This window comes from Janthinobacterium silvisoli (genome assembly GCF_014200725.1).
Lineage (GTDB): Bacteria > Pseudomonadota > Gammaproteobacteria > Burkholderiales > Burkholderiaceae_D > Janthinobacterium.
In genome coordinates this window covers 249,098-272,329 of the sequence record NZ_JACHCL010000003.1, presented here as the reverse complement: position 1 = coordinate 272,329, position 23,232 = coordinate 249,098, and the positions used below count along the sequence as shown (strand labels likewise).

The window sequence follows — 23,232 nt, the reverse complement described above, 5'->3', positions numbered from 1 at the left end:
TTGAGTCCCCGCTGCTCTGTCAGAGGGGCCCGCAAACCAGGTTTGCGGGCCCTTATTTTATTTGTCCTCTCGTTGTGACCCCACAACAGCTGTTGAACTATTTTGGTGCAGCGCGTCATGGGCCGCTAATTGGAGTACTATGTCGAAAATCAGTACAACAAAACAATGGTGGGATATTGATGAGCGACACACTACTTGATAACGAGATTATGGAATTTCATAAAGAACTCGATGCGCGGGGCTTGAATTGCCCTTTGCCGATTCTGAAAGCAAAAAAAGCATTGGCAGAGCTGCAAAGCGGTGAAGTGCTGCGCATCATGGCAACCGATCCCGGTTCCGTGCGCGACTTCCAGGCCTTTGCCAAACAAACCGGCAATGCGCTGCTGTCGCATGTGCAAACGGGTACGGAGTTTGTTTTCTTGATGCAACGCAAGTAAATCTGATGGGCCGGGGCCGTCGCAGAACGGCCTGGCCAGCATAGCTGTACCCCTTTGCTGCTACGCTTTTGCTGCCCTGCAGCGTCCTCGTTTCTTCCCTGGAAATCCGTGCAACATTCTGGTTTAGATGGATTGCTCTAACAAAAAATCGCACGATCGTGCTTAAATTCGGTTCAAGATTCAAATTTCTCTTATAATCGAAGTCACAATCAGCACTTGATCCGTCATTTTTATAATTTCCCAAAGGCATAGCTATGAAAGTCTTGGTACCCGTCAAACGCGTGGTCGACTATAACGTCAAAGTACGCGTCAAGAGTGACGGCACTGGCGTCGATACCGCCAACGTCAAAATGTCGATGAATCCTTTCGATGAAATCGCGCTGGAAGAAGCCACGCGTCTGAAAGAAGCCGGCAAGGTGACTGAAGTGGTCGCCATCTCCTGCGGCGTGACCCAATGCCAGGAAACCCTGCGCACCGCGATGGCCATCGGCGCCGACCGCGGCATCCTGGTGGAAACGACGACCGAACTGGAACCGCTGGCCGTGGCCAAGCTGGTAAAGGCGCTGGCCGATAAAGAGCAGCCACAACTGATTATCCTGGGCAAGCAAGCTATCGACGACGACAGCAACCAGACCGGCCAGATGCTGGCGGCGCTGCTCGGTTGGCCGCAAGCCACCTTCGCCTCGAAAGTCGTGCTGGAAGACGGTAAAGTGACCGTGACCCGCGAAGTCGATGGCGGCCTGGAAACCCTGGCGTTGACCTTGCCAGCAATCATCACCACCGACCTGCGCCTGAACGAGCCACGTTATGTGACTTTGCCGAACATCATGAAGGCCAAGAAAAAGCCGCTCGATATCACCAAGCCGGAAGACCTGGGCGTCGATGTCACGCCACGCCTGAAAACGGTGAAAGTTGCCGAACCAGCCAAGCGCTCGGCCGGTATCAAGGTGCCAGACGTGGCCACGCTGGTCGCCAAGCTGCGTACCGAAGCCAAAGTCATCTAAGCGCGGCCTCGCCGTCTATCCAGAATATTTACAGGACATATCATGGTCGCATTAGTTATTGCTGAACACGACAACGCTAGCTTAAAAGGCAGCACCCTCAACACCGTGACCGCGGCTGCCCAGTGCGGCGGCGACGTGCACGTACTCGTCGCTGGCTCGAACGCTTCTGCTGCCGCTGCAGCCGCTGCGCAAATCGCCGGCGTTGCCAAAGTCATCGTGGCCGACGCGCCGCACTTCGCTGACGGCCTGGCTGAAAACGTGGCCGAACAAGTGCTGGCGATTGCCGGCAACTATAGCCACATCCTGGCGCCAGCCACAGCTTACGGCAAAAACATCTTGCCACGCGTGGCCGCCAAGCTGGACGTAGCGCAAATCTCGGAAATCACCAAGGTCGATAGCCCGGATACCTTCGAGCGTCCTATTTACGCCGGTAACGCAATTGCTACCGTGCAATCGGGCGACAAGATCAAGGTCATCACCGTGCGTACCACCGGTTTCGACGCGGCTGCCGCCACCGGCGGTTCGGCTGCCACCGAGACCATCGCTGCCGTGGCCGATATCGGCAAATCGGCTTTCGTGGGCCGCGAAGTAGCCAAGTCCGACCGTCCTGAGCTGACCGCCGCGAAAATCATCGTGTCCGGTGGCCGTGGCCTGGGTTCGGCTGAAAACTTCCAGATCCTCGAACCGCTGGCCGACAAGCTGGGCGCCGCCATGGGTGCTTCGCGCGCTGCGGTCGATGCCGGCTTCGTGCCGAATGACTGGCAAGTAGGCCAGACCGGCAAGATCGTTGCGCCATCGCTGTACATCGCCGTCGGTATCTCGGGCGCGATCCAGCATCTGGCCGGGATGAAAGATTCGAAAACCATCGTGGCGATCAATAAAGATCCGGAAGCGCCGATCTTTGCCGTGGCGGACTACGGCATCGTGGGCGATCTGTTCGAGATCGTGCCGCAACTGGTCAAAGAATTGGGCTAAGAGCAGGGTTAATTTAAGTCACTTCGGGTTTTGTTTATTACAAAGCCACGCCGGCCCGCCCTCCACGGCGAGCCGCGCGTGGCTTTTTTCTTGGAGGAAATAAGATGAGCTATCAAGCCCCGCTGAAAGATATGTTGTTCGTCATGAACGAACTGGCCGGCCTGGCCGAAATCCATACGCTACCTGGCTGCGAAGACGCGACACCGGACACGGCCGAGGCCGTGCTGGAAGAAAACGCCAAATTCTGCGGCGGCGTGGTCGCTCCCTTGAATGGCCCCAGCGACAAGGAGCCGAGCTTCTGGCACGACGGTGAAGTGACGACCTCGAAAGGTTTTAAAGAAGCTTTCAAGGCGTACGGCGAAGCGGGCTGGCAGGGCGTGCAGCACCCGACCGAGTTCGGTGGCCAGGGCTTGCCCAAACTGTTGGCCACGCCCTGCATCGAAATGCTCAACTCGGCCAGCATCTCGTTTGCGCTGGTGGCCCTGCTGTCGGATGGCGCCATCGAAGCGTTGCTGACGGCGGGCAGCGATGCACAAAAAACCACTTACCTGGAAAACCTGGTGTCGGGCAAGTGGACGGGCACCATGAACTTGACGGAGCCGCAAGCGGGTTCCGATCTGGCCGCCGTGCGCACGCGCGCCGTGCCGCAGGAAGATGGCACGTATAAAGTGTTCGGCACCAAGATTTTCATTACCTATGGCGAGCACGACATGGCCGAGAATATCGTCCACCTGGTGCTGGCCCGCACGCCGGACGCCCCGGCTGGCGTGAAAGGCATTTCCCTGTTCATCGTGCCAAAATTCCTCGTCAATGCGGATGGCAGCCTGGGCGCGCGTAACGATGCGCACTGCGTCTCGATCGAACACAAGCTGGGCATCAAGGCCAGCCCGACGGCGGTCTTGCAATTCGGCGACCACGGCGGCGCCATCGGCACCCTGGTGGGCGAAGAAAACCGTGGCCTGGAATACATGTTCATCATGATGAATGCAGCCCGCTTTGGCGTCGGCCTGCAAGGCATCGGCCTGGCTGAGTGCGCATATCAGCAAGCGGTCACTTTCGCCAAGGACCGCGTGCAATCGCGCGACCTGGCCGGCTCGCCCGGTCCGGTTTCCATCATTCACCACCCGGACGTGCGCCGTTTGTTGATGTCCATGCGCTCGCAAACCGAGGCGGCGCGCGCGCTGGCCTATGTGGGCGCGGCCATCAGCGACGTTGCCCATCACCATCCGGACGCGGATGTGCGTGCGGAAAGCCTGGCCACCTATGAATACCTGGTGCCGATTATCAAAGGCTGGTCGACGGAAATGTCGCAAGACGTGGCCCGCGACGGCGTGCAAGTACATGGCGGCATGGGTTTTATCGAAGAAACAGGCGCCGCCCAGCATTACCGCGATGCCAAGATCCTCACCATCTACGAAGGCACGACGGCCATCCAGGCCAATGACCTGGTCGGCCGCAAGACGGTGCGTGATGGCGGTGCGGTAGCCAAGGCCATCATCGCCCAGGTGCGCGCCACGGAAGCCCAACTGGGCGAACTGACGGGCGCCGACTTCCAGGCCATGCAGCGCCATCTGGCCGAAGGCAGCGCCGCACTGGAAGCTGTCGTCGAGTATGTGCTGGCGAACGTCAAGACCGATATCAAGGCGGTGTTTGCCGGCAGCGTGCCGTATCTGAAATTGGCGGGCATCGTGCTGGGCGGCTGGCAAATGGCGCGCGCGGCCATCGTGGCGCAGCAAAAGCTGGGCGAGGGTAGTGGTGACGCCGCGTTCTACAAGGCCAAGATAGGCACGGCGCGTTTCTTTGCCGACCATATTCTGTCGCAGGCACCGGGCTTGCGGGCCACTATTATTGAGGGCAGTGCCGGCGTGATGGCGCTGGATGAAGAGCAGTTTTAAGGGTTTTAAATCTTAAATCTTAAACCAGCGGGCCCGAGGCGCGGGCCTGAGAAAATGCCGATGGCGGCGTTGCAGCTTCCTTGCCGTACATGCGTACTGTCTGCGTCGCTGCGCCTTGCCCTCCCCGCTAGGCCCGAGTGCCTTGGTTCAGGACTCGGGCCTGTTGTTGCTGTGCTGATTTTTATCGACGGGCAATTCCGTTGCCTGAGTTGCGCACCAAGTCACCAGCTGCCAGTCCAGGGTCCTGGTCAAAATTGAAATCAGCCTTGGCGCCGGTTTCATATTGCACGGTGACGGTCCACACCTTGGCGTTTTTGTAGTGGCCTTCGACTTGCTTGCCAGCATAAGCGCCGCCCGCTGCGCCAGCCAGGGTGGCCAGGTCGCGGCCGGTGCCGCCACCGACCTGACGTCCCAGCAGGGCGCCGGCCACGCCGCCGCCTATCAGGCCCAGCGCGCCGCCTTCACCTGCTTTTTCGCTCACATTGACTGCCAGCACCTTGCCGCAATCGGCGCAGATCTGGTGTTGGGCTTGTGGTGGCTGATATTGCGTCGAGCCGCCGGCCAGCGCCGCTTTTTGCGCAGCCTTGGCGTTGATGATGGCCTGGTCGTATTCGCTCTTGGCGTCGCGCAGGCATTGCAAGCGCGTTTTCGAGGTGGTCTCTTCGGCGCACAACTTTTTGTCATCTGCATAGCGCGTATTGGCCTGCTTGGTATCGTAGGTATATTGCGCCTTGGGTGACAGGTTTTGCGCAGTGGCCAGGCCACTGAACAGGGTGGCGATGGCGGCTACTAAAATTAAGGGGCGACGAATCATGATCTTCTCCATTAAGAAACACCAGCAAGGCTGGTCTTGAAATCAGTATAGAGGAAAAGCATAATTGCTTGCCAACACCGCTGTGCGTGCGGTGTGGCGGTAAAAATCAACCGTAGGCGCCACCCGTGTAGAGTAAATCGAACAGGCGCGCCATGGTGGCGATCAGCACGCCTGCGCCTAGCATCAGGGTAGCGACCAGCGCCACGGCCAGAGGCCAGCCCGTATCGGAGTGCTGGCCTGATATGGCGTTGTACTGGGCATCCCATTTTTCATCGGACATCAGGCCCAGCACCAGTGCTTCCAGGAAGCCGATTAGCGCAGAGGTAATCAGGGGCAGGATCTGATAAAACCAGTCGGCATCCGGAAAAATCAGCCGCAAGGCCAGGCTGGCGGGCAGGGCGGCCAGATGCAGCCAGCCCCAGCGATCCTTGCCGCCATGTAAATAGAAGCGGTGCAGGCCAAGAGTGCCGACCAGAAACGCCAGCAGGGTCGTGAAAGCCTTGTTCTTGTGTACGGATTGCGTCATGGTTGTACTGCTCATGAGAACTCCAAGATTGCTTATCGGTAAAGATTATCAGTATGGTGCATAGACTGCGTGAGGCATAGCATTTTTATGTAGCGTAAATAGTATTAAACAGCATGCGAAATATGGATAAAATGCACGGTTTATGGCCGTGCAAGCCTGATAAACGCAGACGGGTATTGCGTCTTTGGCGATGTCTGGTCATAATGTTTGATTAGCCCAAATTACACGCCCGTCATCATAACGCTTGCTGCCTGGCGGTAAAGCGCGCTATAATTTGCGGCTTTTTCCGCCTCAGCACACTTTTTGGAAATATTATGGTCGTTATTCGTTTAGCTCGTGGAGGCGCCAAGAAGCGCCCGTTCTTCAACATCGTCGCTACTGATTCGCGCAATCGCCGCGATGGTCGCTTCATTGAGCGTATCGGTTTTTACAACCCGATGGCGCAAGGTGGCGAAGTTCCACTGCGTATCACCGCAGACCGTCTGGCCTACTGGCAAGGCGTTGGCGCACAATTGTCGCCAACCGTTGCTCGTCTGGTTGCCAGCAACGGCAAAGCAGCAGCTTAATTTCAGATCACTGGTTTGACGGTCAAGACTGCATCCGGGGTGAAAGTCCCCGATGACCTGGTACAGGTAGGCTATGTCTCCGGTGCCTATGGCATTGCTGGCGGGGTCAGGATCACTCCTTTCTCCGACGACGCGGATGCATTATTAAGCGTTAAAACCTGGTGGCTTGATAAACCGACCTTGCATGACGTCAATGTCAGGCAGGCGAAGTTGCACGGCGGCGACGTCGTGGCCCAGCTGGTGGGTGTGGTAGGGCGGGATGCCGCAGAAGCGCTGAAAGGCGTGGCTGTAAAAATTCCGCGTAGCCATTTCCCTACGCTGGATGCCGATGAGTTTTATTGGTCCGATCTGATCGGACTGACAGTTGAGAATTTACAAGGCGAGTGCCTCGGTGTAGTGAGCGACATGATGAGCAATGGTCCGCAATCGATATTGCGTATCGCTCCGGTCGGGAACCCCGATGACACTGCCGAGAAGGCGCCTGAGCGCCTGATCCCGTTTGTCGGCCAGTTTGTCATTAACGTTGACAAGGCCGCCAAGAAGATCACGGTCGACTGGGGTCTCGATTATTAAGCCGATTGCGCTAACTTTGCGCCGAGCAATGTTTTTTGGGATGGGAGTGAGCGATGCAGTTTGATGTCGTCACCCTGTTCCCGGAAATGTTTGCCGCGCTGACGCAGTCGGGTGTTACCCGGCGTGCCTTCGAGCAAAAGAAATGTGGCTTGTCCCTGTGGAATCCTCGTGACTTCACGACCGACAATCACCGTACCGTGGATGATCGCCCGTATGGCGGCGGCCCCGGCATGGTGATGATGGCCCGCCCGCTCGAAGCGACGATCAATGCCGCCAAGCAACGCCAGACGGAACTTGGCCTGGCTGCGCCGCGCGTGGTGTTCATGTCGCCGCAAGGCCGTTCGCTGACGCATGAACGTGTGACGCAGCTAAAAGCCGAGCCTGGCCTGGTGATACTGTGTGGCCGTTATGAAGCGGTCGATCAGCGTTTGCTCGACCGTTGTGTCGATGAGGAAATCAGCGTCGGCGACTTCGTGTTGTCGGGCGGCGAATTGCCTGCCATGGCCTTGATGGATGCGGTGATCCGCTTGTTGCCCGGTGTCTTGAATACCGAGGCGTCGGCGATCGAAGACAGCTTTGTCAATGGCTTGCTCGATTCGCCCCATTACACGCGGCCGGAAACGTATGAAGGCGTGGCTGTGCCCTCCGTCTTAATGGGTGGCAACCATGCCGAGATAGGCAAATGGCGCCGCCAGCGCATGCTGGAAGCGACCGCGAAAAAGCGCCCCGACCTGCTGGTTGCTGCGCGCAGCGGCGGCTTGCTGAGCAAGGCCGACGAACAATTTTTGGCCAGCCTGTAAGTTTTCTTCGGAAGGCAAGCGGGGTGGTTGTAGTGCGGGCATGTTGCCCAAATGTGTAGTACCCATCCTCTACCGGGCGGATAGTGCGCTATCCACAGTGCGCCGGCATGATGGTTTTCGGAGTTATAAAATGGACTTGATTCAACAATTAGAGCAGGAAGAAATTGCTCGTCTGGGTAAAACCATTCCTGAATTCGCACCTGGCGATACCGTTATCGTCAACGTCAACGTAGTCGAAGGCACCCGCAAGCGCGCCCAGGCATACGAAGGCGTCGTTATCTCGCGTCGTAACCGCGGCCTGAACTCGAACTTCATCGTTCGTAAGATCTCGTCGGGCGAAGGCGTTGAGCGTACGTTCCAACTGTACTCGCCGCTGATCGCTTCGATCGAAGTGAAACGCCGTGGTGATGTTCGCCGCGCCAAGCTGTACTACCTGCGTGAGCGTTCGGGCAAATCGGCTCGTATCAAAGAAAAACTGCCAAATCGTCGCGTTGCGGCGAAAGCAAGCGCGTAATTCAGCGTCTGCGTTGTAAAAAAAGGGGGTACCATCGGTACCCCTTTTTTTATTTCGGCGCAGAATGGATGCCCAGGAGGGACTGTATGACGACACTTGCATTTGATCCACAACAATTGGCCATCGATGCGATCGCTGGCGAAGCGGCGCTCGATGTGGCGCGCATGGCGCCGGACTGGCTGCGTGAGCGCCTGGCCACACCACCTGCCTGGCAGGCAGAGCTGCCCGAGGCGGCGTTTTCTCCACGCGCTGAGCCGGTCCTGGCCGCCGTGCTGATTCCACTAGTGCAGCGCCCGCACGGCTTGAGCGTGCTGCTGACCATGCGCACCGATCATTTGAGCAGCCATGCGGGCCAGATCAGCTTTCCCGGTGGCCGTAGTGAACTCTACGATGTGAACCCAGTGGCCACCGCCCTGCGCGAAACGGAAGAAGAAGTGGGTCTGGCGCGCGAGCATATCGAAGTACTGGGCTGCCTGCCCGATTACATGACCGGTACCGGTTACCGGGTCACGCCGGTGGTAGGCCTGGTCACGCCGCCGTTCAGCTTGCGTGCCGATCCGTCCGAGGTGGCGGAAATCTTCGAGGTGCCGCTGGCCTTCCTGATGGATGGGGCGCATCATCAGCGTTTGTCGGTGGAATTGGCGGGCGGGCGCCGTTCGTTTTATGCCATGCCGTATGAGCGGTTTTTTATCTGGGGCGCCACGGCAGGCATGCTGCGCAACCTGTTTCACCTGTTGCGGGCTTGAGCGCGATTAAAAAATTGCGCTGAAAATCCGTGCTGCACGTAATAAGTTTGATTCCAGCACGGCACTGCGCTATCGTAGCGGGCATTGCGGTATTGCTGAAAAAGACAAAAGGACGTTTGATGACATTTCTCTCCATACTTTGCGCATTGCTGATCGAGCAGCTCAAACCTTTGCGCGCGGATAATCCGATCTACGCCGAGATCAAGAGCCTGGCGATGCGCATGGAGACCTGGTTCAATGCCGGCCACGCCAGCCATGGCCGCATGGGCTGGTTTTTGATGCTGGCCATGCTGATGGTGCCGACGGCCGCCATCTATTGGGTCTTGTCGTACTACAAGCTGACCTTCGTGGCCTTCGCCTGGAATATCCTGATCGTCTACCTGACGCTGGGTTTCCGGCACTACAGCCATTATTTCACGTCGATCCAGCTGGCCCTGAGCGCAGGCGACGAGGCTGCCGCGCGCACCTTGCTGGCCGAGTGGACCAAGCAAGATACGGTGGGCATGGAAGTGAGTGAAATTTCGCGCATCGCCGTTGAAAAAGCTTTGATCACCACCCATCGCAATGTGTTTGGCGTCTTCTTCTGGTTTTTGATGCCGATCGGTCCGGCCGGCGCCGTGATGTACCGCGTGGCAGAATACCTGGCGCGTGCCTGGAATGAGCCGGAACACATGCGCAATGAGGCATTTGGCCAGTTTGCCGAACGCGCTTTTTACTGGATCGACTGGATCCCCGTGCGCCTGACGGCCGTGGCCTTTGCGGTGGTCGGCAATTTTGAAGATGCGATCTACGCCTGGCGCAATTTTGCCCACCGCTGGCAGAATGAGGCGATCGGCATCATCCTGACGGCAGGCGGCGGCGCCATGGGCGTGCGCCTGGGTACGCCTGCGGAAACGGCGGCCCGCGTACTGGTCACGCCGGACATGGCGGTCGATGACAGCGATAGCGAAAGCGACATCCTGCCTGGCGAAGAACCTGGTGCGCGAGCATTGCAGAGCACGGTTGGCCTGGTCTGGCGCGCCTTGCTGCTGTGGATGCTGTTACTGCTGCTGATGTCAGGCGCTGTCTGGCTCGGTTGACGACATTCGCCGTGCAGCGCCGTTTCATGCGCATTGCAGGGTGAACAGAGGTAAAATGAGGGGCTGGTGCGCAGTGCGCACCAGCCCCTGTCTTTTATGTGCGTTCATATCTGCTTACATCTGCACTTCAGATCGGGCTAGAACCCAGGTCTTCTATAAGATATAATACTGGCTGAGCGATGCAAGTACAGCACAAGGTAGTTGCAGACGTAGCAAGCGTAGTTGATGTAATTTAAATGCCGCAACTGAAATACAGCAATTGAAATACCAGCCCGGCTTCGCTGCCGGGGCCATTCACGCAATCCAGTCCCGACAAGCCACATGGCCGAGTTATCTCAAAACAACGGAGAACTCTCTGACGAGTTCTTTATCCTAGGTCTCACCAGCAATGGCAAGCAATTTCGCCCCAGCGACTGGGCCGAGCGCCTGTGCGGTGTGATGTCCTGCTTCAATCCCGAAGGTGGCGGGCGCAATGCGCACCTGCAATATTCGCCTTATGTACGCCCGACCCTGGTCAATGGCGTGAAATCGGTGGTGGTCAATACCAAGCTGCGTGAAATCGAACCGATGGCGTTTCACTTCGTGCGCGAGTTCGCCAAGGATAACGACCTGCAAATCGTCGAAGCCTGTTTCCTGCCGCATCCTGACGAGAAGTAAGCACTCATTCTGACAATGCCGCCAGCCCGCGTCCGTGGGCAAGGGTGGTGTTGGTCCGCACACACTGCCAACGCGCACTCAATCAAATCCCCTCGCCTGAAAATGCTGGAGTTGCAACTCGTTTAACGGGAAACATGCATCTACTATCTGTCCAGGTCATTGTGGTAGATGGAGGGCATGGAAATCTGACTTTATGCCGCTACGCGGGCATACATGAAAAAATTCCCCGGCAGACCCCGCACCACGCGGTAGGAACGTAGCCAGCCTTCCCGTTCGAATCCCGCTTTTTCCAGCACGCGTATCGATGCTGCATTGGTGTCGAGTACGCAAGCCTGCACGCGCAGGCAGCGCTGCGATTGTAATGCCCACTCGCAAGCAGCCAGACAGATGGCCGTGGCGATGCCGCGTCCCCACCATGCTGGCGCCAGGTCATAGGCGATTTCCGCCTGGCGGTGCTGCACCGAGCGCTGGTTGAATCCTACGGTGCCGATCAGGCGGCCCGTGCTGCCGTCTGCACAACGTTCTGCAATCGCAAAACGCAGCGGCGTTTCCGGTCCCTCGATCTGGTAGCTGTTGAACAGCGCATAGAGATCATGGATGTCGCGCAGCTGCCAGCTGGTGTGGCGGATCACTTCCGCCTCGCGCAGATACGCATACCAGTGTGGTATGTCGGCCGCCAGCAGGGGCCGGATCTCGACCAGTGGATGGTTGCAGGGTGGCAGGGAGGGAGCTGGCATGCATATCTCCTGTAGCGGCTGGCATTGATTGGTACTTGGTACTTAACTCGTACTTAATTCTGCCACAAAGTCATACATGTCTCCCCGAAAGTAGGAGCGGCAAAATTCCACGGCGCGGCCATCGCGCAAGAAACCCAGGCGTTCCACCGACAAGCCGGCGTCGCCTTCCTCGGCTTGCAGCAGGGTTGCCTGCTCGCCCGTCAGCAATAGCGCACTCAAGCGCTGCAAGGCCCGCACGGGGCGGTTGCCTGCCTGTTCCAGCGCGTCGTACATGGAAATATCCACGGCTTCCAGTGCCGGCAGGCAGCTGGCCACGATGGTGGCGTATTCCAGGCACATCGGCACGTCGTCCGCATAGCGGATGCGGTGAAAGCGGTACACGGGCGCGCCGGGCGAGAGCCGCAGCCGCAGCGCTTCTTCCGGCGTGACCGTGCCTTCCGACCGTTTGAGCCAGACGCTGCGCGGCGTACGGCCGCGGGCGCGCATGTCTTCGGAAAACGAGGTCAGCTTGGCGAAGTTTTTCTCGATGCGGGTATTGATGAAATTGCCGGAGCCGGGACGCCGCACCAGCAAGCCTTCATTGACCAGGCCATCGATGGCCTTTCGTACGGTGATGCGCGACACGGCCAGGTCCATCGCCAGCTGGCGTTCGGCAGGCAGTGCTTCGTCCGGGCCGAGGATGCGTTTGTCGATCGCTTCGCGCAGTGCGCGCTGCAATTGCTGGTACAGGGGCAGGCTGCTGGTCTGCCCCAGGCCTTGCATGATTTGAGCCAGGGTAGTCATACGGTGGGCGTCTCCGTTATGGCGCGTTATGGACGCGCTCTGCATGTGTTTTTCGTCGCTGGATAATACCAAAAAAGGCCGTTATAAAACCAATTTTCATGGTCAAGGCAGCAATTGCGTGAAAATCATCGCTGGTATATATCGCTGTTCCCAGAGTGAAGCACAGATTAGAGACAAAGTGGTCTGTGTGTTTCAAACAACGTTATGAAAAAAATGTTTCAACTGGTAGTGCTGTGGTATTGGTTAGTAGTATATTGGAGTTGAATTGGTTTTGTAAGTGGTTGAAAGAAGGATCTACAGGGGCTGCCAGCTGTGAGCCGACTGTCAAGAAGATCTACGTTAAAAATGAAAAGGTTCCATTCTGGAACCAAAATCAAGGGGGAGTACATGAAAAGCAATTTGACACCTGCTGCTGTCGTTGTGAAATCCGGGTCGCGTAGCCGTACGCCGATCGCCATGGCTGTTGCCGTGATGGTCGCTGGTCTGGCTTTTTCGGCGCAGGCGCAAGAAGCACCGGCAGAAGATTTGACTACCGTGACCGTGACCGGCGTGCGCGCATCGCTGGAAAAATCGCTGAAGCAAAAACGCAATGCGGATTCCGTGGTGGAAGTGGTGACAGCCGAAGATATCGGCAAAATGCCAGACCGTAACGTGGCTGACGCGATCCAGCGCTTGCCTGGTGTGAATACCCAATCGTCGGCCGGTGGTGAAGGCGGCTTCGGCGAAAACGACCGCGTCAGCTTGCGCGGCACCAGCCCAAGTTTCCAGCAAACGCTGTTCAATGGCCATGCCATCAGCACCGGCGACTGGTTTGTGTTGAACCAATTCGGCGGCAACGTTGGCCGCAGCAGCAGCTTCTCCTTGCTGCCATCGGAACTGGTGAGCTCCGTTGTCGTACACAAGAGCGCCACGGCCGACCTGCCTGAAGGCGGCGTCTCGGGCACAATCGACGTGATTACCCGCCGTCCACTGGAATTCAAGAACAAGATCACGGCCGAAGGTTCGATCCAGGGTTTCTATAACGACCTGGCAGGCAAGACCGATCCGCAATTCTCGGGTCTGGTGAACTGGAAAAATGACGACAATACCTTCGGTATCATGGTGCAGGGCTTCTCGCAAAAATCGACGGTGCGCCGCGATGGCCAGGAGATCCTGGGTTACACCCCTATTTCCGCTACCAGTGCTGCCGCCGTGGCCCATCCTGAACTGGCCGGCGTGAAAGTACCGACCTTTATCGGTGCCAGCCTGTTCGAGCAAAAGAAAAAACGTGAAGGCGGTGCATTCGATATCGAATTCCGTCCGACCAAGGACCTGACCCTGGATTTGAACGGCTTCTACTCGGAATTGAAGGCGCCGCATCAAAACACCAACTGGCTGGCAGCACCTGCCAACTCGGTCAACACCGCCAATCTGGTGCCGAGCAACTACACGGTCAGGAACGGCACCCTGATAGGCGGCTCCTTTACCCAAAACGCGGGCGAGGTCGACAATATCTACCGTCCTAATGCGGGCGGTAAATCGCAATATATCGACTTTAACTTCAAATACCGCGCTACCAAGGATCTGACGCTGACCGGCAAGATCGGTTCGACCCGTGGCGTAGGCTATGACCGCGACGATGTGTACTACCAAAACAACGTCGATGGCGGCATGGTTTACCAGTTGAATGGCATGAGCCCGGCGACCGTTTCCTATCCAGGTGGCACCACCAATAAACCAGGTTCGACAGCATGGGCCGGTGGCGGTGAATCGCAGTCCGTCGATAAAGAAAAATATGCCCAAGTCGATGCAGAGCTGCGTTTGTCCAGCGGCATCTGGGATTCGGTCAAGTTCGGTGGCCGTTTTACCGACCACAAGCGCGATGCAGAGCATCCGTTTGAAACCCGTCCGGGCGACCTGGGCTTTTCCAATCCTGGTCCGGTATGGAATGGCACCATGTACCCGAGCGACTTTGCCAAGAATCTGGGTGGCAACCTGTCGAATAACTACTTCAAGTATGACGGCTCGGCATTGGGCGCATGGGGCGCGGCGCCAGGCAACCGTCTGTTCGACTATGTACGTCGCCACAACTGGACCGACGAATTCAAGCTGCAGGAAAAAACCTCGGCCGTCTACGCCATGGCTAACCTGACCGGCGATAACTGGAGCGGTAACTTTGGCCTGCGAGCTGTGCAGACCAAGCAATCGACCTTGGTCAACCAGGCTGGCGGCCCTATCGTCGGTTCAGACTGGGGTCCATACTCGCAGCACCTGTTCGAGCGCACCTACAATGACTACCTGCCTAGCGCCAACGTCAAGTTTGATGTCCGCAACGACTTGGTAGTGCGTGCAGCGATCGCCCGCACCATTGCCCGTCCTGACTATAGCGCGCTCGGTGGTTCGGTTTCCTTGAACGATGATGCATTGAGCGGCAGCGGCGGTAACGTCCAGCTCAATCCAGTCAAGTCCGACAATGCTGAAGTCAGCGCAGAGTGGTACTTCGCGCCGAAATCGGCTTTCTCGGTGGGCTTGTTCTATATGGACCTGAAATCGGTCGTGTCGAACGGCACCGTCAGCGCTACCTATTTCAACAGCAAGCGTAATGCCAATGCCGTGTACCTGATCACGTCGCCATTCAACACCACCGGCAAGAACAAGGGCGCGGAATTCAGCTACCAGCAACCGCTGTTTGGCGACTTCGGCGTACTGGCCAACTACACCTATGCCGACGGCAAGCTGGACAACGGTGATGAGTTGATCAATGCATCGCGCAACACGTATAACGTGACGGGCTTCTATGAAGCCAATGCATGGAGCGCACGCCTGGCCTACAACTATCGTTCGTCCTACAAGGCGGGCGTGGACCGTGGCGCCAGCCAGCACGTTGAAGGCAGTGGCGGCCTGGCCGGTTCGATCAACTACAAGATCAACGAACATTTCACTCTGACGTTCGATGCGCTGAACTTGACGAACACGACCATCAAGATGTATGCCGAGAACCGCGATCAGCCACGCGCGTTCTACAGCAATGGCCGCACCTACTATTTTGGTGTGCGCGGCAAGCTGTAAGCAATACCAGCCAGTCTGATGCATGCGCGCCAGGCTGGCCTCTTTCCTGATCTTTCTTGAGGCAAGCTCCTGCTACAGGTAGCTTGCTTTTTTTTTGCCGTCCTGCCACCGGGCGGATGTTCTGTCGTAGTACTGCAGTGTTTGCCTTCTGTATTCATATAAAACACCCCGCCACCGGCGGTATACCTATAAATCGAGGAGCTTATGAGTCGTTTGCATGCCGTTTTCCCTTCCCCTTCCGTTTTGCGTACGAGCTTGCGTCCTGTTGCCGCTGCCGTCGCCCTGATGTCTTTCAGCCTGGCGGCGCAGGCGCAGCAGGCTGATTCAGCCACGGCCGCCACTGATGCTTCTATGCAAGCCGTGGTGGTAACCGGCATCCGCGCTTCGCTGGAACAATCGCTGAGCCAGAAGCGCAATAGCGATTCGGTGATCGATGTGGTCAGCGCCGAAGACATCGGCAAGCTGCCCGATAAGAACGTGGCGGACGCCGTGCAGCGCGTGCCAGGCGTCAACATTTCATCGTCGGCGGGTGGCGAGGGCGGCTTTTCCGAAAATGACCGGGTCAGCATACGCGGCACCAGTCCCAGCCTGACGCAAACCCTGATCAATGGCCATGCGGTCGGTACGGGCGACTGGTTTGTCACGGATCAAGTCGGTACGGTGGGGCGCAGCGTCAGCTTTGCCTTGCTGCCGTCGGAAATCGTCAGCCGCGTGACGGTGCAGAAAAGCGCGCAGGCCGACCTGGTGGAAGGGGGCGTGGCCGGTTCCATCAATATCGAGACGCGCAAGCCGCTGAGTTTTAAAGATCCGTTCACGGCGGAACTGGCGGTGCAGGCGATTTACGCGGACTTGCCCGGCAAGACCGATCCGCAAATGAATGCCCTGTTCAACTGGAAGAACGAGGCTAAGACCATGGGCGTGCTGTTCCAGGTGTTTTCTGAAAAACGCCACGAGCGCCGCGACGGCCAGGAATTTTTTGGTTATGGCGCCATCGATGCCAACAGCCCGGCCGCGCAGAAGTATCCTGAACTGGCCGGCGTGCTGGCCCCGCTGGGCATCAATTCGGCCCTGTTCGAACAGGTGCGCAAGCGGCAAGGCGGCAGCATCGACTTGCAGTTCAAGCCGACTAACGACCTGATGCTGGACGTGAATGGCTTTTATTCCAAGCTCGATGCGGCCAATTACAACCGCAGCTTTTATAACCAGCCGGGAGCCAACCTCAATGCGGTGGACAATGACGGCAAGCATGTGGGCGTAATCCCCAGCGCATTCACGGTCAAGAACAATACCCTGGTGGCGGCAGAGATTCCTGCTTCGCAATATCCGCTTGCCGGCACCACGCCCTATAACGGGCAGCTGTATCCGGGCCTGGTGGATCAGATCTACCGTCCCGGCTCGAATTCCTCGACCGCCTATATCGATTTCAATGGCAGTTACCGCGCCAGCGACCGGCTGCGCATCACGGGCAGCCTGGGTTACACGCGCGGTATCGGCGAAACGCCGGTCGACCTGGGCTACGAGGCGGGCCTGAGCGGCATCGGCGTGTCGTATCAGTTGAACAGCCTGTCGCCGGCCAAGATGAATTTCCCTGGCCTCGATGTCTCCAAGTTCAGCAATGTCGTCACGGCCTCGGCCTGGGGCTCGCACGTGGAAACCCTGGACACGGAAAAATACGGCCAGCTTGACGGCGAGCTGAGCATGGATATGGGCGTGCTGGAATCGCTGAAATTCGGCGCCCGTTATGCGGAACATCACCGCAATGTGTCGTGGCCGGAAAACCGCAGTTGCGCCCTGTGCGACGGCACCACCAACGCCCCCTTGCCGGTATGGAGCGGCGCCACTTATCCGGGCGACTATGGCAAGGGCCTCGGCGGTGGCGGCTACGGCCGCTACTGGCAGCTCAGTCCTGCCGACCTGGTGGCCTGGGCCAATCAGTACGACACCACCGGCGGACCGAATTCGCGCAACTGGCCAGCCGAACTGGACGTGAAGGAAAAAGACAGTGCAGCCTATGTGATGGCCAATTTGTCGGGCAATAAATGGCGCGGCAATGTGGGCGTGCGCTTGGTGCGCACCCAGCAAACGACGGTGACGAATGTGCCGGGTGGCCCGAATCCGATTGGCCAGGACAACCTGTTTGGCACGTACACGCCGACCGTCGTCAAGCACAGCTACACTGATGTATTGCCCAGCGCAAACTTCAAGTTTGACCTGAGCAAGGATTTGGTGGCCCGCGCGGCAGTAGCGAAAACCATGGCGCGCGCCGATTACAGCGCGCTGGTGGGGGCGGTCAACCTGAACGATCAGTTGCTGACAGGCACGGGTGGCAATCCTGATCTGAAACCGATCCGCTCGACCAATTACGACGCCACCCTGGAATGGTATTTCGCGCCCAAGGCCATGTTGTCTGCCGGCGTGTTTTATATGGACATGAAGTCCTATGTGACCTTCGGCACGGCGCCCGTGACCTATTACAATAATACGTTCAAGAAATTCAACACCTATGTGATCCAGTCGCCGACCAATATCGGCGCCACCAACAAGGGTGTGGAACTCAGTTACCAGCAAGGTCTGTGGGGCGGCTTCGGCGTGGTGAGCAATTACACCTATACCAATGGCAAGGCGGCCGATGGTGCGGCCGTGGTGGGCAGCTCGAAAGGCACCTATAACGTGGAAGGCTATTACGAAGATGCGCGCCTGAGCGCCCGCCTGGCTTACACCTACCGTTCCAGCTTCCTGGCCGGCCTGTTCAGCAGTTCACCGCAGTATGTGAATGGCGTGGGCAACCTGGCCGCATCGATCAATTACAAGATCGACGAGCGGTACTCGCTGACCTTTGACGTGCTGAACCTGAACAATCCGGTGCTCAAGTATTATGGCGCCAACAAGGACCAGCCGACGGCGCTGTATTCGAATGGCCGTCAATATTATTTTGGCCTGCGCGCCAAACTGTAAGTTTTTTTGGACGGCTCCCTGCCACAAGCGGGAGCCGGTTTTTCTCTTTACATTGCTGAATCATGACAACTTTAACGCCGAGCTCTCAACGCTATCTCGCACTCGATGTCTTGCGCGGCCTGACCGTTGCGCTGATGATTGTCGTCAACACACCGGGCGATTGGGCGACCGTGTATGCGCCGTTCCTGCATTCCGACTGGCACGGTTTTACCTTGACCGACCTGGTCTTTCCCAGCTTTCTGTTTGTGGTTGGCAATGCCATGGCATTTGCGCTGGGTAAATATGAAAACCTGGGCCATGGCGCGGTGCTGGCCAAGCTGTTCAGGCGCAGCGCGCTGATCTTCTTGCTGGGCTTTTTCCTGTACTGGTTTCCATTCTTTAAGATTGATGCTGCGGGCCAGTTTGCCTGGACACCGCTGTCGCAGGTACGCATCCCCGGCGTGCTGCAGCGCATCGCCGTGTGTTACCTGGCTGCCGCCTTGATCCTGCATTACTGGAAGATCCGTGGCGCGCTACTGTTTTCCGCCGTGGCCTTGCTGGGCTACTGGGCCATCCTCGCGCACTGGGGCGACTACACGCTGCAGGGCAATGCGGCGTCCAGGCTGGATTTATTCTTGCTGGGCGAGGGCCATTTGTACCATGGCGAGGGCATGGCCTTTGATCCGGAAGGCATACTGGGTATCTTGCCGTCGATCGTCAATGTGATCGCCGGCTATCTGGCGGGCAGCTTTTTACGCCAGACGGCGCCGGCGCAACTGCGCCGCAGCCTGTACCTGCTGGCCGTGGCGGGCGTCATGTGCGTGGCCGTGGCCCTGTGCTGGAATACGGTCTTCCCCATCAATAAAAAGCTGTGGACCAGCTCTTACGTGATGCTGGGCATCGGCCTCGATGTGCTGCTGCTGGCCGCGTTGATGTTCATCATCGATGTGCGCCGTATCACCGGCTGGACTTACTTCTTCGAAGTGTTTGGCAAGAACACCCTGTTCATCTACTTGCTGTCCATGCTGCTGGTGATCATCTCGTTTACGGTGCGCGTTGGCCCCCTGAACGGTTACGACTGGCTGTACCGCACCGTGTTCGTGGGCTGGGCGCCGCCGCATCTGGCGTCCCTGCTGTTTGCGACCAGCTTTATGCTGCTGTGCTGGCTGATCGCCTACGGCATGGACAAGCGCAAGATCTATATCAAGGTATAAGCACTAAAACTTCAGCTTGAGATGGTAGCGGCTGGCCAGCAAGGTCAGCAGCAGCATCAGGGCGGTGACGACGGCCGCGTTCAATAGGCCGGCGGCGCCGCCCGTTTCCCACCAGGGCCACCAGAAGCGGGGCAGGTGCAGCACGGCTGCCAATTGTTCCCACAGGTCGGGCGCGATGTAGGCAAACAGGGCATTGGCGCCGGCCGGCAGCAGCAGGGCTGCCCAGGCGCGCCAGCGCCAGATATCGATCACGATGTAAAACAGCAGGAACATGGCCAGCACGATGCCGCTGCACACCAAGGTGTACGATTCGGTAGCGAAAATCTTGTTAATCTGATGATACGGCCGCAGCAGCAGGCCGGCGGTAAACAGGCCGGCGGCAAACCAGGCCATGAAGACGATGCGCTGACGGTTGCTGAGCGCGGCATCGCGCAGGAACAAGCGCCCCACCAGCGTACCGGCCATCACATTGGCAGCCGTTGAGCCGAGCAGTTGCGGCACGTTCACCAGCTTGTTGATGCCAGCTGGCAAGAAGTCCAGGCTGCCTGCCGTGCCGCCCATATACAGCACGATCAAGCCGGCAAACGCCCCCATCAGTGCCGTGCCGTTGCCGTTGCAAGCCAGGTAGATCAGGCTGCACAGCAGATAGGACCAGCCTATCATGCCGAGGATGCCCCACCAACTCGGTTGCAGCCAGGTGCTGGAAAATTCTTCATTGAGCTGGCCGCGGAAACTGGCCAGCAAGAACAGCATCAGCGCGCCGCCGGCAAGCAATTCCCGGCGTCCCGCACCCTGGCGCCACAGCAAGATCATCGCCACGTAAAACAACAGGTAATACGGCGCGCGCGGCAGCAGGGCGGCTGCTGCATCGTAGCGGTAGGCATTGACCAGCATCACGCCAGCGAGCATCAGGCTGGCTGAACGCCAGAGCAGCCGTCCCAGCAGGGCAGGCGTGACATGGCCGCAGTGACGCTGCAGGGCCAGTGGAATGGCCATGCCCACCATGAACAAAAAGCCGGGAAACACCAGGTCGGGCAGGGTGATGCCGTCGGCGCGCGGCCCAGCATGTTCCAGCCAGTAGGGGATGTTCGGCATGCCGCCCAGGTAGTTGACCCAGATCATCGCCAGGATCACGAAGCCACGAAAGGCATCCAGGCTGATCAGGCGTTCTTGTGTGCTCGTGGCGGTAGTGGACGGCATGGTGATGATCATCTCCTGTTTTGAATTTTTTAAAATTATAAAAAAGATAAATATCGGCGCAAAAAAAAGCGGCTCCGGTACATGCCGGGAGCCGCTTGGGGACTTAAGCTTGCAAGACTTATTGTGCTGCTGCAGGCGCTGCCGCTGCCGCCACCGGACGGTTCAGCCAAAAAATCCAGTAGCGGGCCAGGTCGCTGACGCCGTCAGTACCCTTGATCGTTTCCAGCTCCTTGATGGCTTCATCTTTCTTGCCGGCCATGGCGTAGGAATAACCCAGACGCAGTTTGGCGTCTTCAGGACGTTTCAGGCCGCCCTTGGCGATGCCTTTCTGGATCAGGTCGATACCTTTGTCGAACTGGTCCATCGTGATATAGGCGTAACCGAGGTTGATCAAGCCTGTACCGTCCTTGCTCTTCAAGGCGGAGGCTTCGCCGGTGGCGATGTTTTTCACGTCGTCGGCGGCAGCCTTGTTGGCCTGGTCGCGCAGTTTCTTGTGCTTGGCTGCATTGGCGCCGGTACCCAGCACGCCCTTGGCAAAGCCGGCATCCAGCACTTTTTTCGCTTCGGTCGGGAAGGCGTTTTGCAGGGCGATTTCGCCCATGTCGCTATAGTCTTCCGGCGACATGGTTTTCACGGCCTGGTTTTGCAGGCGCAGCACGTCAAGCGCGAACCGGTCCGAGTAGCCAGCCTTGCCTTGCAGGCGGCCCAGCAGGTCGCTCCAGTAATCGTCCGACGGGTAGTAGCGCACCAGGTTTTCCATGGCGATCAGGTAGGTCGCCTGGTCCTTGCTCTTCGAGCCAGTATTGGCCAGCAATTGCAGTTCTTCGATGGTTGGCGTCTGGCCTGCCTGTTGCTTGGCCGTGATGTCGCTCAGCAATTCCTGTTTCGCACGCGCAAAATCATTGTTGAAGTAGTAAGCGCGGATGATGTACGGGCGCACGCTGGCCACGTCGCCAGTCTCGGTCTGGTAGCGGGTGAACCATTTGATGGCGTTGGTGTAATCCTTGGCGTTGTAGTGGTAGTTCGCCAGTGCCTGGATGAAGTCGCCCTGGGCTTTCTTGTCGAGCTTGCCAGATTCAATCACCGCTTCCAGTGCCGTCATGGCCATCGGCGCATTGTTGGTGGTCGATGCGAGCGCTACGCGCAGGCGGTTCAGCACGAACAGCTCATACGGCGTCAAGGCCGGGATGGCGGCGACCTGGTCGATGCGGCTTTGTACGTCGGCATAGTTCTTGGCATCCATCGATGCCTTCACCTGCGCTGGATCGAGCAGCTTGAAGACTTCAGGACGCACCGTGTCGGCAGGAGCGGCAGCCGGTGCGCCTGCGGCAGGCGCGGCAGGTTGCGCATCCTGCGCGTGCGACAGGGCGGGCAGCATGTTCAGGCCGATGGCGGCCAGGAGCAGGCTAAGACGGGCAAGGCGGAATTGGGACATGGTCAATCCTTCAATCAATAACAAAAGTATGCACCGGCACTGGTTGCCGTAGTGGCAACGCAAGGGGCCAGGCTAGCTTGAAAAACATGTATTCTGCCATTCTGGGCGCACAAGTCAAAGGGCGCCAGCATGGTAAACAGCGGCTATTGTCACATAAACGGCCGCGGCAGGGCGCTAAACTGTACGCGGTAGCGCTTTCCCTGCAGCATCAAACAGCAAACAGCGCTGAGGTGGCAGAGACAGCCGCATGGCGTTGCCCGCTTGCAGCAACTCTTCCTCGGCTGGCTGTTTTACGGCCAGCATCTCGGGCACGCCCTCCATGCTGGCGTAGACGATGGCGACGTCGCCCAGGTATTCAACATGGCTGACCCTGGCGTCGACCAGGTTATCCTGGGTATCTGCCGCGCTGCGCAGGCCCAGGTGTTCGGCGCGCACGCCCAGGGTCAGGCTGTCGCCGCTTGCTATGGTGCTGCCATTGGCGGCGACATCGATGACGGCGCCGCCGGGCAGGCGCACGCTGACCTTGCCAGCCTCGCCTTGCATCGCGGTGCAGGGAATGAAGTTCATCTTCGGCGCACCGAGGAAGCCGGCCACGAACAGATTGCCCGGATTGTTATACAGCTCATGTGGGCTGCCCACCTGTTCGATGCGCCCGCCGTTGAACACCACGATGCGCTCGCCCAGGGTCATCGCTTCGACCTGGTCGTGCGTGACGTAGATCATGGTGGTCTTCAATTCCTGATGCAGGCGCGAGATTTCCACGCGCATCTGCACGCGCAGCGAGGCATCCAGGTTCGACAGCGGCTCGTCGAACAAAAACACTTGTGGCTTGCGCACGATGGCGCGGCCGATGGCCACCCGCTGGCGCTGGCCGCCCGACAGGTCTTTCGGCTTGCGTTTGAGCAGCGGCGTAATCTGCAGTATGTCGGCGGCCCGTTCCACGGCGGCCCGCACCTCGGCCTTCTTGTGGCCCGCCAGGTTCAAGGCAAACGCCATGTTCTCGAACACGGTCATGTGCGGATACAGGGCGTAGCTCTGGAAGACCATCGCCAGGCCGCGCTCGGCCGGCGCGATATCGTTGGCCAGCTTGCCGCCGATGTGCAGCTCGCCGCCGCTGATGTCTTCCAGGCCGGCGATCATGCGCAGCAGGGTCGACTTGCCGCAGCCGGACGGGCCGACAAAGACCACGAATTCGCCGTCGCGGATGTCGAGGTCGATGCCGTGGATGACCGGGTGCTTGTCGTCATACAGCTTGACGATATTGTTTAAAACGATTTGTGCCATGTACGTCGTGA

21 protein-coding genes are annotated in these 23,232 nt (G+C 58.3%); 14 read left to right on the top strand and 7 right to left on the bottom strand.

Going from position 1 to position 23,232, the window contains the following annotated elements:
* Positions 1 to 209 precede the first annotated feature (209 nt).
* The 4 genes from HDE75_RS17675 to HDE75_RS17660 all read left to right on the top strand — a co-directional run bounded on the left by HDE75_RS17675 (position 210) and on the right by HDE75_RS17660 (position 4,311).
* Complete coding sequence (locus HDE75_RS17675; protein ID WP_065308091.1) at positions 210 to 437, top strand: sulfurtransferase TusA family protein; 228 nt, start codon at positions 210 to 212, stop codon at positions 435 to 437.
* 254 nt (positions 438 to 691) lie between these two features.
* Positions 692 to 1,441, top strand: a complete 750-nt coding sequence (locus HDE75_RS17670; RefSeq protein ID WP_183678606.1) for an electron transfer flavoprotein subunit beta/FixA family protein — start codon at positions 692 to 694, stop codon at positions 1,439 to 1,441.
* A gap of 42 nt (positions 1,442 to 1,483) precedes the next feature.
* On the top strand, positions 1,484 to 2,416 hold the full coding sequence (locus HDE75_RS17665) for an electron transfer flavoprotein subunit alpha/FixB family protein (RefSeq protein ID WP_183678604.1): 933 nt from the start codon (positions 1,484 to 1,486) through the stop codon (positions 2,414 to 2,416).
* 104 nt (positions 2,417 to 2,520) lie between these two features.
* Positions 2,521 to 4,311 (top strand): acyl-CoA dehydrogenase, encoded by a 1,791-nt coding sequence (locus HDE75_RS17660; protein ID WP_183678602.1) that lies wholly within the window; start codon positions 2,521 to 2,523, stop codon positions 4,309 to 4,311.
* 181 nt (positions 4,312 to 4,492) lie between these two features.
* Here the strand turns inward: HDE75_RS17660 and HDE75_RS17655 are convergent, their stop codons facing one another.
* Together HDE75_RS17655 and HDE75_RS17650 are read right to left on the bottom strand one after the other, a co-directional pair.
* Entirely contained in the window at positions 4,493 to 5,125 is a 633-nt protein-coding gene (locus HDE75_RS17655) for a glycine zipper 2TM domain-containing protein (protein WP_183678600.1), read from the bottom strand.
* A 106-nt stretch (positions 5,126 to 5,231) separates the two neighbouring features.
* Positions 5,232 to 5,666: an NINE protein gene (locus HDE75_RS17650; RefSeq protein WP_260174167.1), complete on the bottom strand. Its 435-nt coding sequence runs from the start codon at positions 5,664 to 5,666 to the stop codon at positions 5,232 to 5,234.
* Positions 5,667 to 5,965: 299 nt separating this feature from the next.
* Here HDE75_RS17650 and rpsP point away from each other — a divergent pair, with 299 nt between their 5' ends.
* The 7 genes from rpsP to HDE75_RS17615 all read left to right on the top strand — a co-directional run bounded on the left by rpsP (position 5,966) and on the right by HDE75_RS17615 (position 10,586).
* Positions 5,966 to 6,217, top strand: a complete 252-nt coding sequence (gene rpsP / locus HDE75_RS17645) for a 30S ribosomal protein S16 (protein WP_076567307.1) — start codon at positions 5,966 to 5,968, stop codon at positions 6,215 to 6,217.
* Positions 6,218 to 6,232: 15 nt separating this feature from the next.
* The gene (gene rimM / locus HDE75_RS17640) at positions 6,233 to 6,790 is read left to right on the top strand and encodes a ribosome maturation factor RimM (RefSeq protein ID WP_221291916.1); all 558 of its coding nucleotides are present in this window, start codon (positions 6,233 to 6,235) and stop codon (positions 6,788 to 6,790) included.
* Positions 6,791 to 6,843: 53 nt separating this feature from the next.
* A complete protein-coding gene (gene trmD / locus HDE75_RS17635; RefSeq protein WP_183678598.1) occupies positions 6,844 to 7,590 on the top strand; it encodes a tRNA (guanosine(37)-N1)-methyltransferase TrmD in 747 nt (248 codons plus the stop codon).
* A 130-nt stretch (positions 7,591 to 7,720) separates the two neighbouring features.
* The gene (gene rplS / locus HDE75_RS17630; protein WP_183678596.1) at positions 7,721 to 8,104 is read left to right on the top strand and encodes a 50S ribosomal protein L19; all 384 of its coding nucleotides are present in this window, start codon (positions 7,721 to 7,723) and stop codon (positions 8,102 to 8,104) included.
* Positions 8,105 to 8,190: 86 nt separating this feature from the next.
* On the top strand, positions 8,191 to 8,850 hold the full coding sequence (locus HDE75_RS17625; RefSeq protein WP_183678594.1) for a CoA pyrophosphatase: 660 nt from the start codon (positions 8,191 to 8,193) through the stop codon (positions 8,848 to 8,850).
* 119 nt (positions 8,851 to 8,969) lie between these two features.
* Positions 8,970 to 9,929: a CobD/CbiB family protein gene (locus HDE75_RS17620; RefSeq protein ID WP_183678592.1), complete on the top strand. Its 960-nt coding sequence runs from the start codon at positions 8,970 to 8,972 to the stop codon at positions 9,927 to 9,929.
* Positions 9,930 to 10,250: 321 nt separating this feature from the next.
* On the top strand, positions 10,251 to 10,586 hold the full coding sequence (locus tag HDE75_RS17615; protein WP_183678590.1) for a DUF3579 domain-containing protein: 336 nt from the start codon (positions 10,251 to 10,253) through the stop codon (positions 10,584 to 10,586).
* Between the two features lie 191 nt (positions 10,587 to 10,777).
* Here the strand turns inward: HDE75_RS17615 and HDE75_RS17610 are convergent, their stop codons facing one another.
* On the bottom strand, positions 10,778 to 11,323 hold the full coding sequence (locus HDE75_RS17610; protein WP_183678588.1) for a GNAT family N-acetyltransferase: 546 nt from the start codon (positions 11,321 to 11,323) through the stop codon (positions 10,778 to 10,780).
* A gap of 42 nt (positions 11,324 to 11,365) precedes the next feature.
* Complete coding sequence (locus HDE75_RS17605; protein WP_183678585.1) at positions 11,366 to 12,106, bottom strand: GntR family transcriptional regulator; 741 nt, start codon at positions 12,104 to 12,106, stop codon at positions 11,366 to 11,368.
* A 387-nt stretch (positions 12,107 to 12,493) separates the two neighbouring features.
* On the opposite strand from HDE75_RS17605, the gene HDE75_RS17600 reads away from it, so the two are divergent.
* The 3 genes from HDE75_RS17600 to HDE75_RS17590 all read left to right on the top strand — a co-directional run bounded on the left by HDE75_RS17600 (position 12,494) and on the right by HDE75_RS17590 (position 19,302).
* On the top strand, positions 12,494 to 15,154 hold the full coding sequence (locus tag HDE75_RS17600; RefSeq protein WP_183678584.1) for a TonB-dependent receptor: 2,661 nt from the start codon (positions 12,494 to 12,496) through the stop codon (positions 15,152 to 15,154).
* A 204-nt stretch (positions 15,155 to 15,358) separates the two neighbouring features.
* On the top strand, positions 15,359 to 18,109 hold the full coding sequence (locus tag HDE75_RS17595) for a TonB-dependent receptor (protein ID WP_183678582.1): 2,751 nt from the start codon (positions 15,359 to 15,361) through the stop codon (positions 18,107 to 18,109).
* A gap of 62 nt (positions 18,110 to 18,171) precedes the next feature.
* Complete coding sequence (locus HDE75_RS17590) at positions 18,172 to 19,302, top strand: acyltransferase family protein (protein WP_183678580.1); 1,131 nt, start codon at positions 18,172 to 18,174, stop codon at positions 19,300 to 19,302.
* Positions 19,303 to 19,305: 3 nt separating this feature from the next.
* Here HDE75_RS17590 and HDE75_RS17585 read toward each other — a convergent pair whose 3' ends face one another.
* The 3 genes from HDE75_RS17585 to HDE75_RS17575 all read right to left on the bottom strand — a co-directional run bounded on the left by HDE75_RS17585 (position 19,306) and on the right by HDE75_RS17575 (position 23,221).
* The gene (locus tag HDE75_RS17585; RefSeq protein WP_183678578.1) at positions 19,306 to 20,502 is read right to left on the bottom strand and encodes a DUF5009 domain-containing protein; all 1,197 of its coding nucleotides are present in this window, start codon (positions 20,500 to 20,502) and stop codon (positions 19,306 to 19,308) included.
* A gap of 118 nt (positions 20,503 to 20,620) precedes the next feature.
* Positions 20,621 to 21,937, bottom strand: a complete 1,317-nt coding sequence (locus tag HDE75_RS17580; RefSeq protein WP_183678576.1) for a tetratricopeptide repeat protein — start codon at positions 21,935 to 21,937, stop codon at positions 20,621 to 20,623.
* A gap of 174 nt (positions 21,938 to 22,111) precedes the next feature.
* Entirely contained in the window at positions 22,112 to 23,221 is a 1,110-nt protein-coding gene (locus HDE75_RS17575) for an ABC transporter ATP-binding protein (protein ID WP_183678574.1), read from the bottom strand.
* Between the last annotated feature and the right edge of the window lie 11 nt (positions 23,222 to 23,232).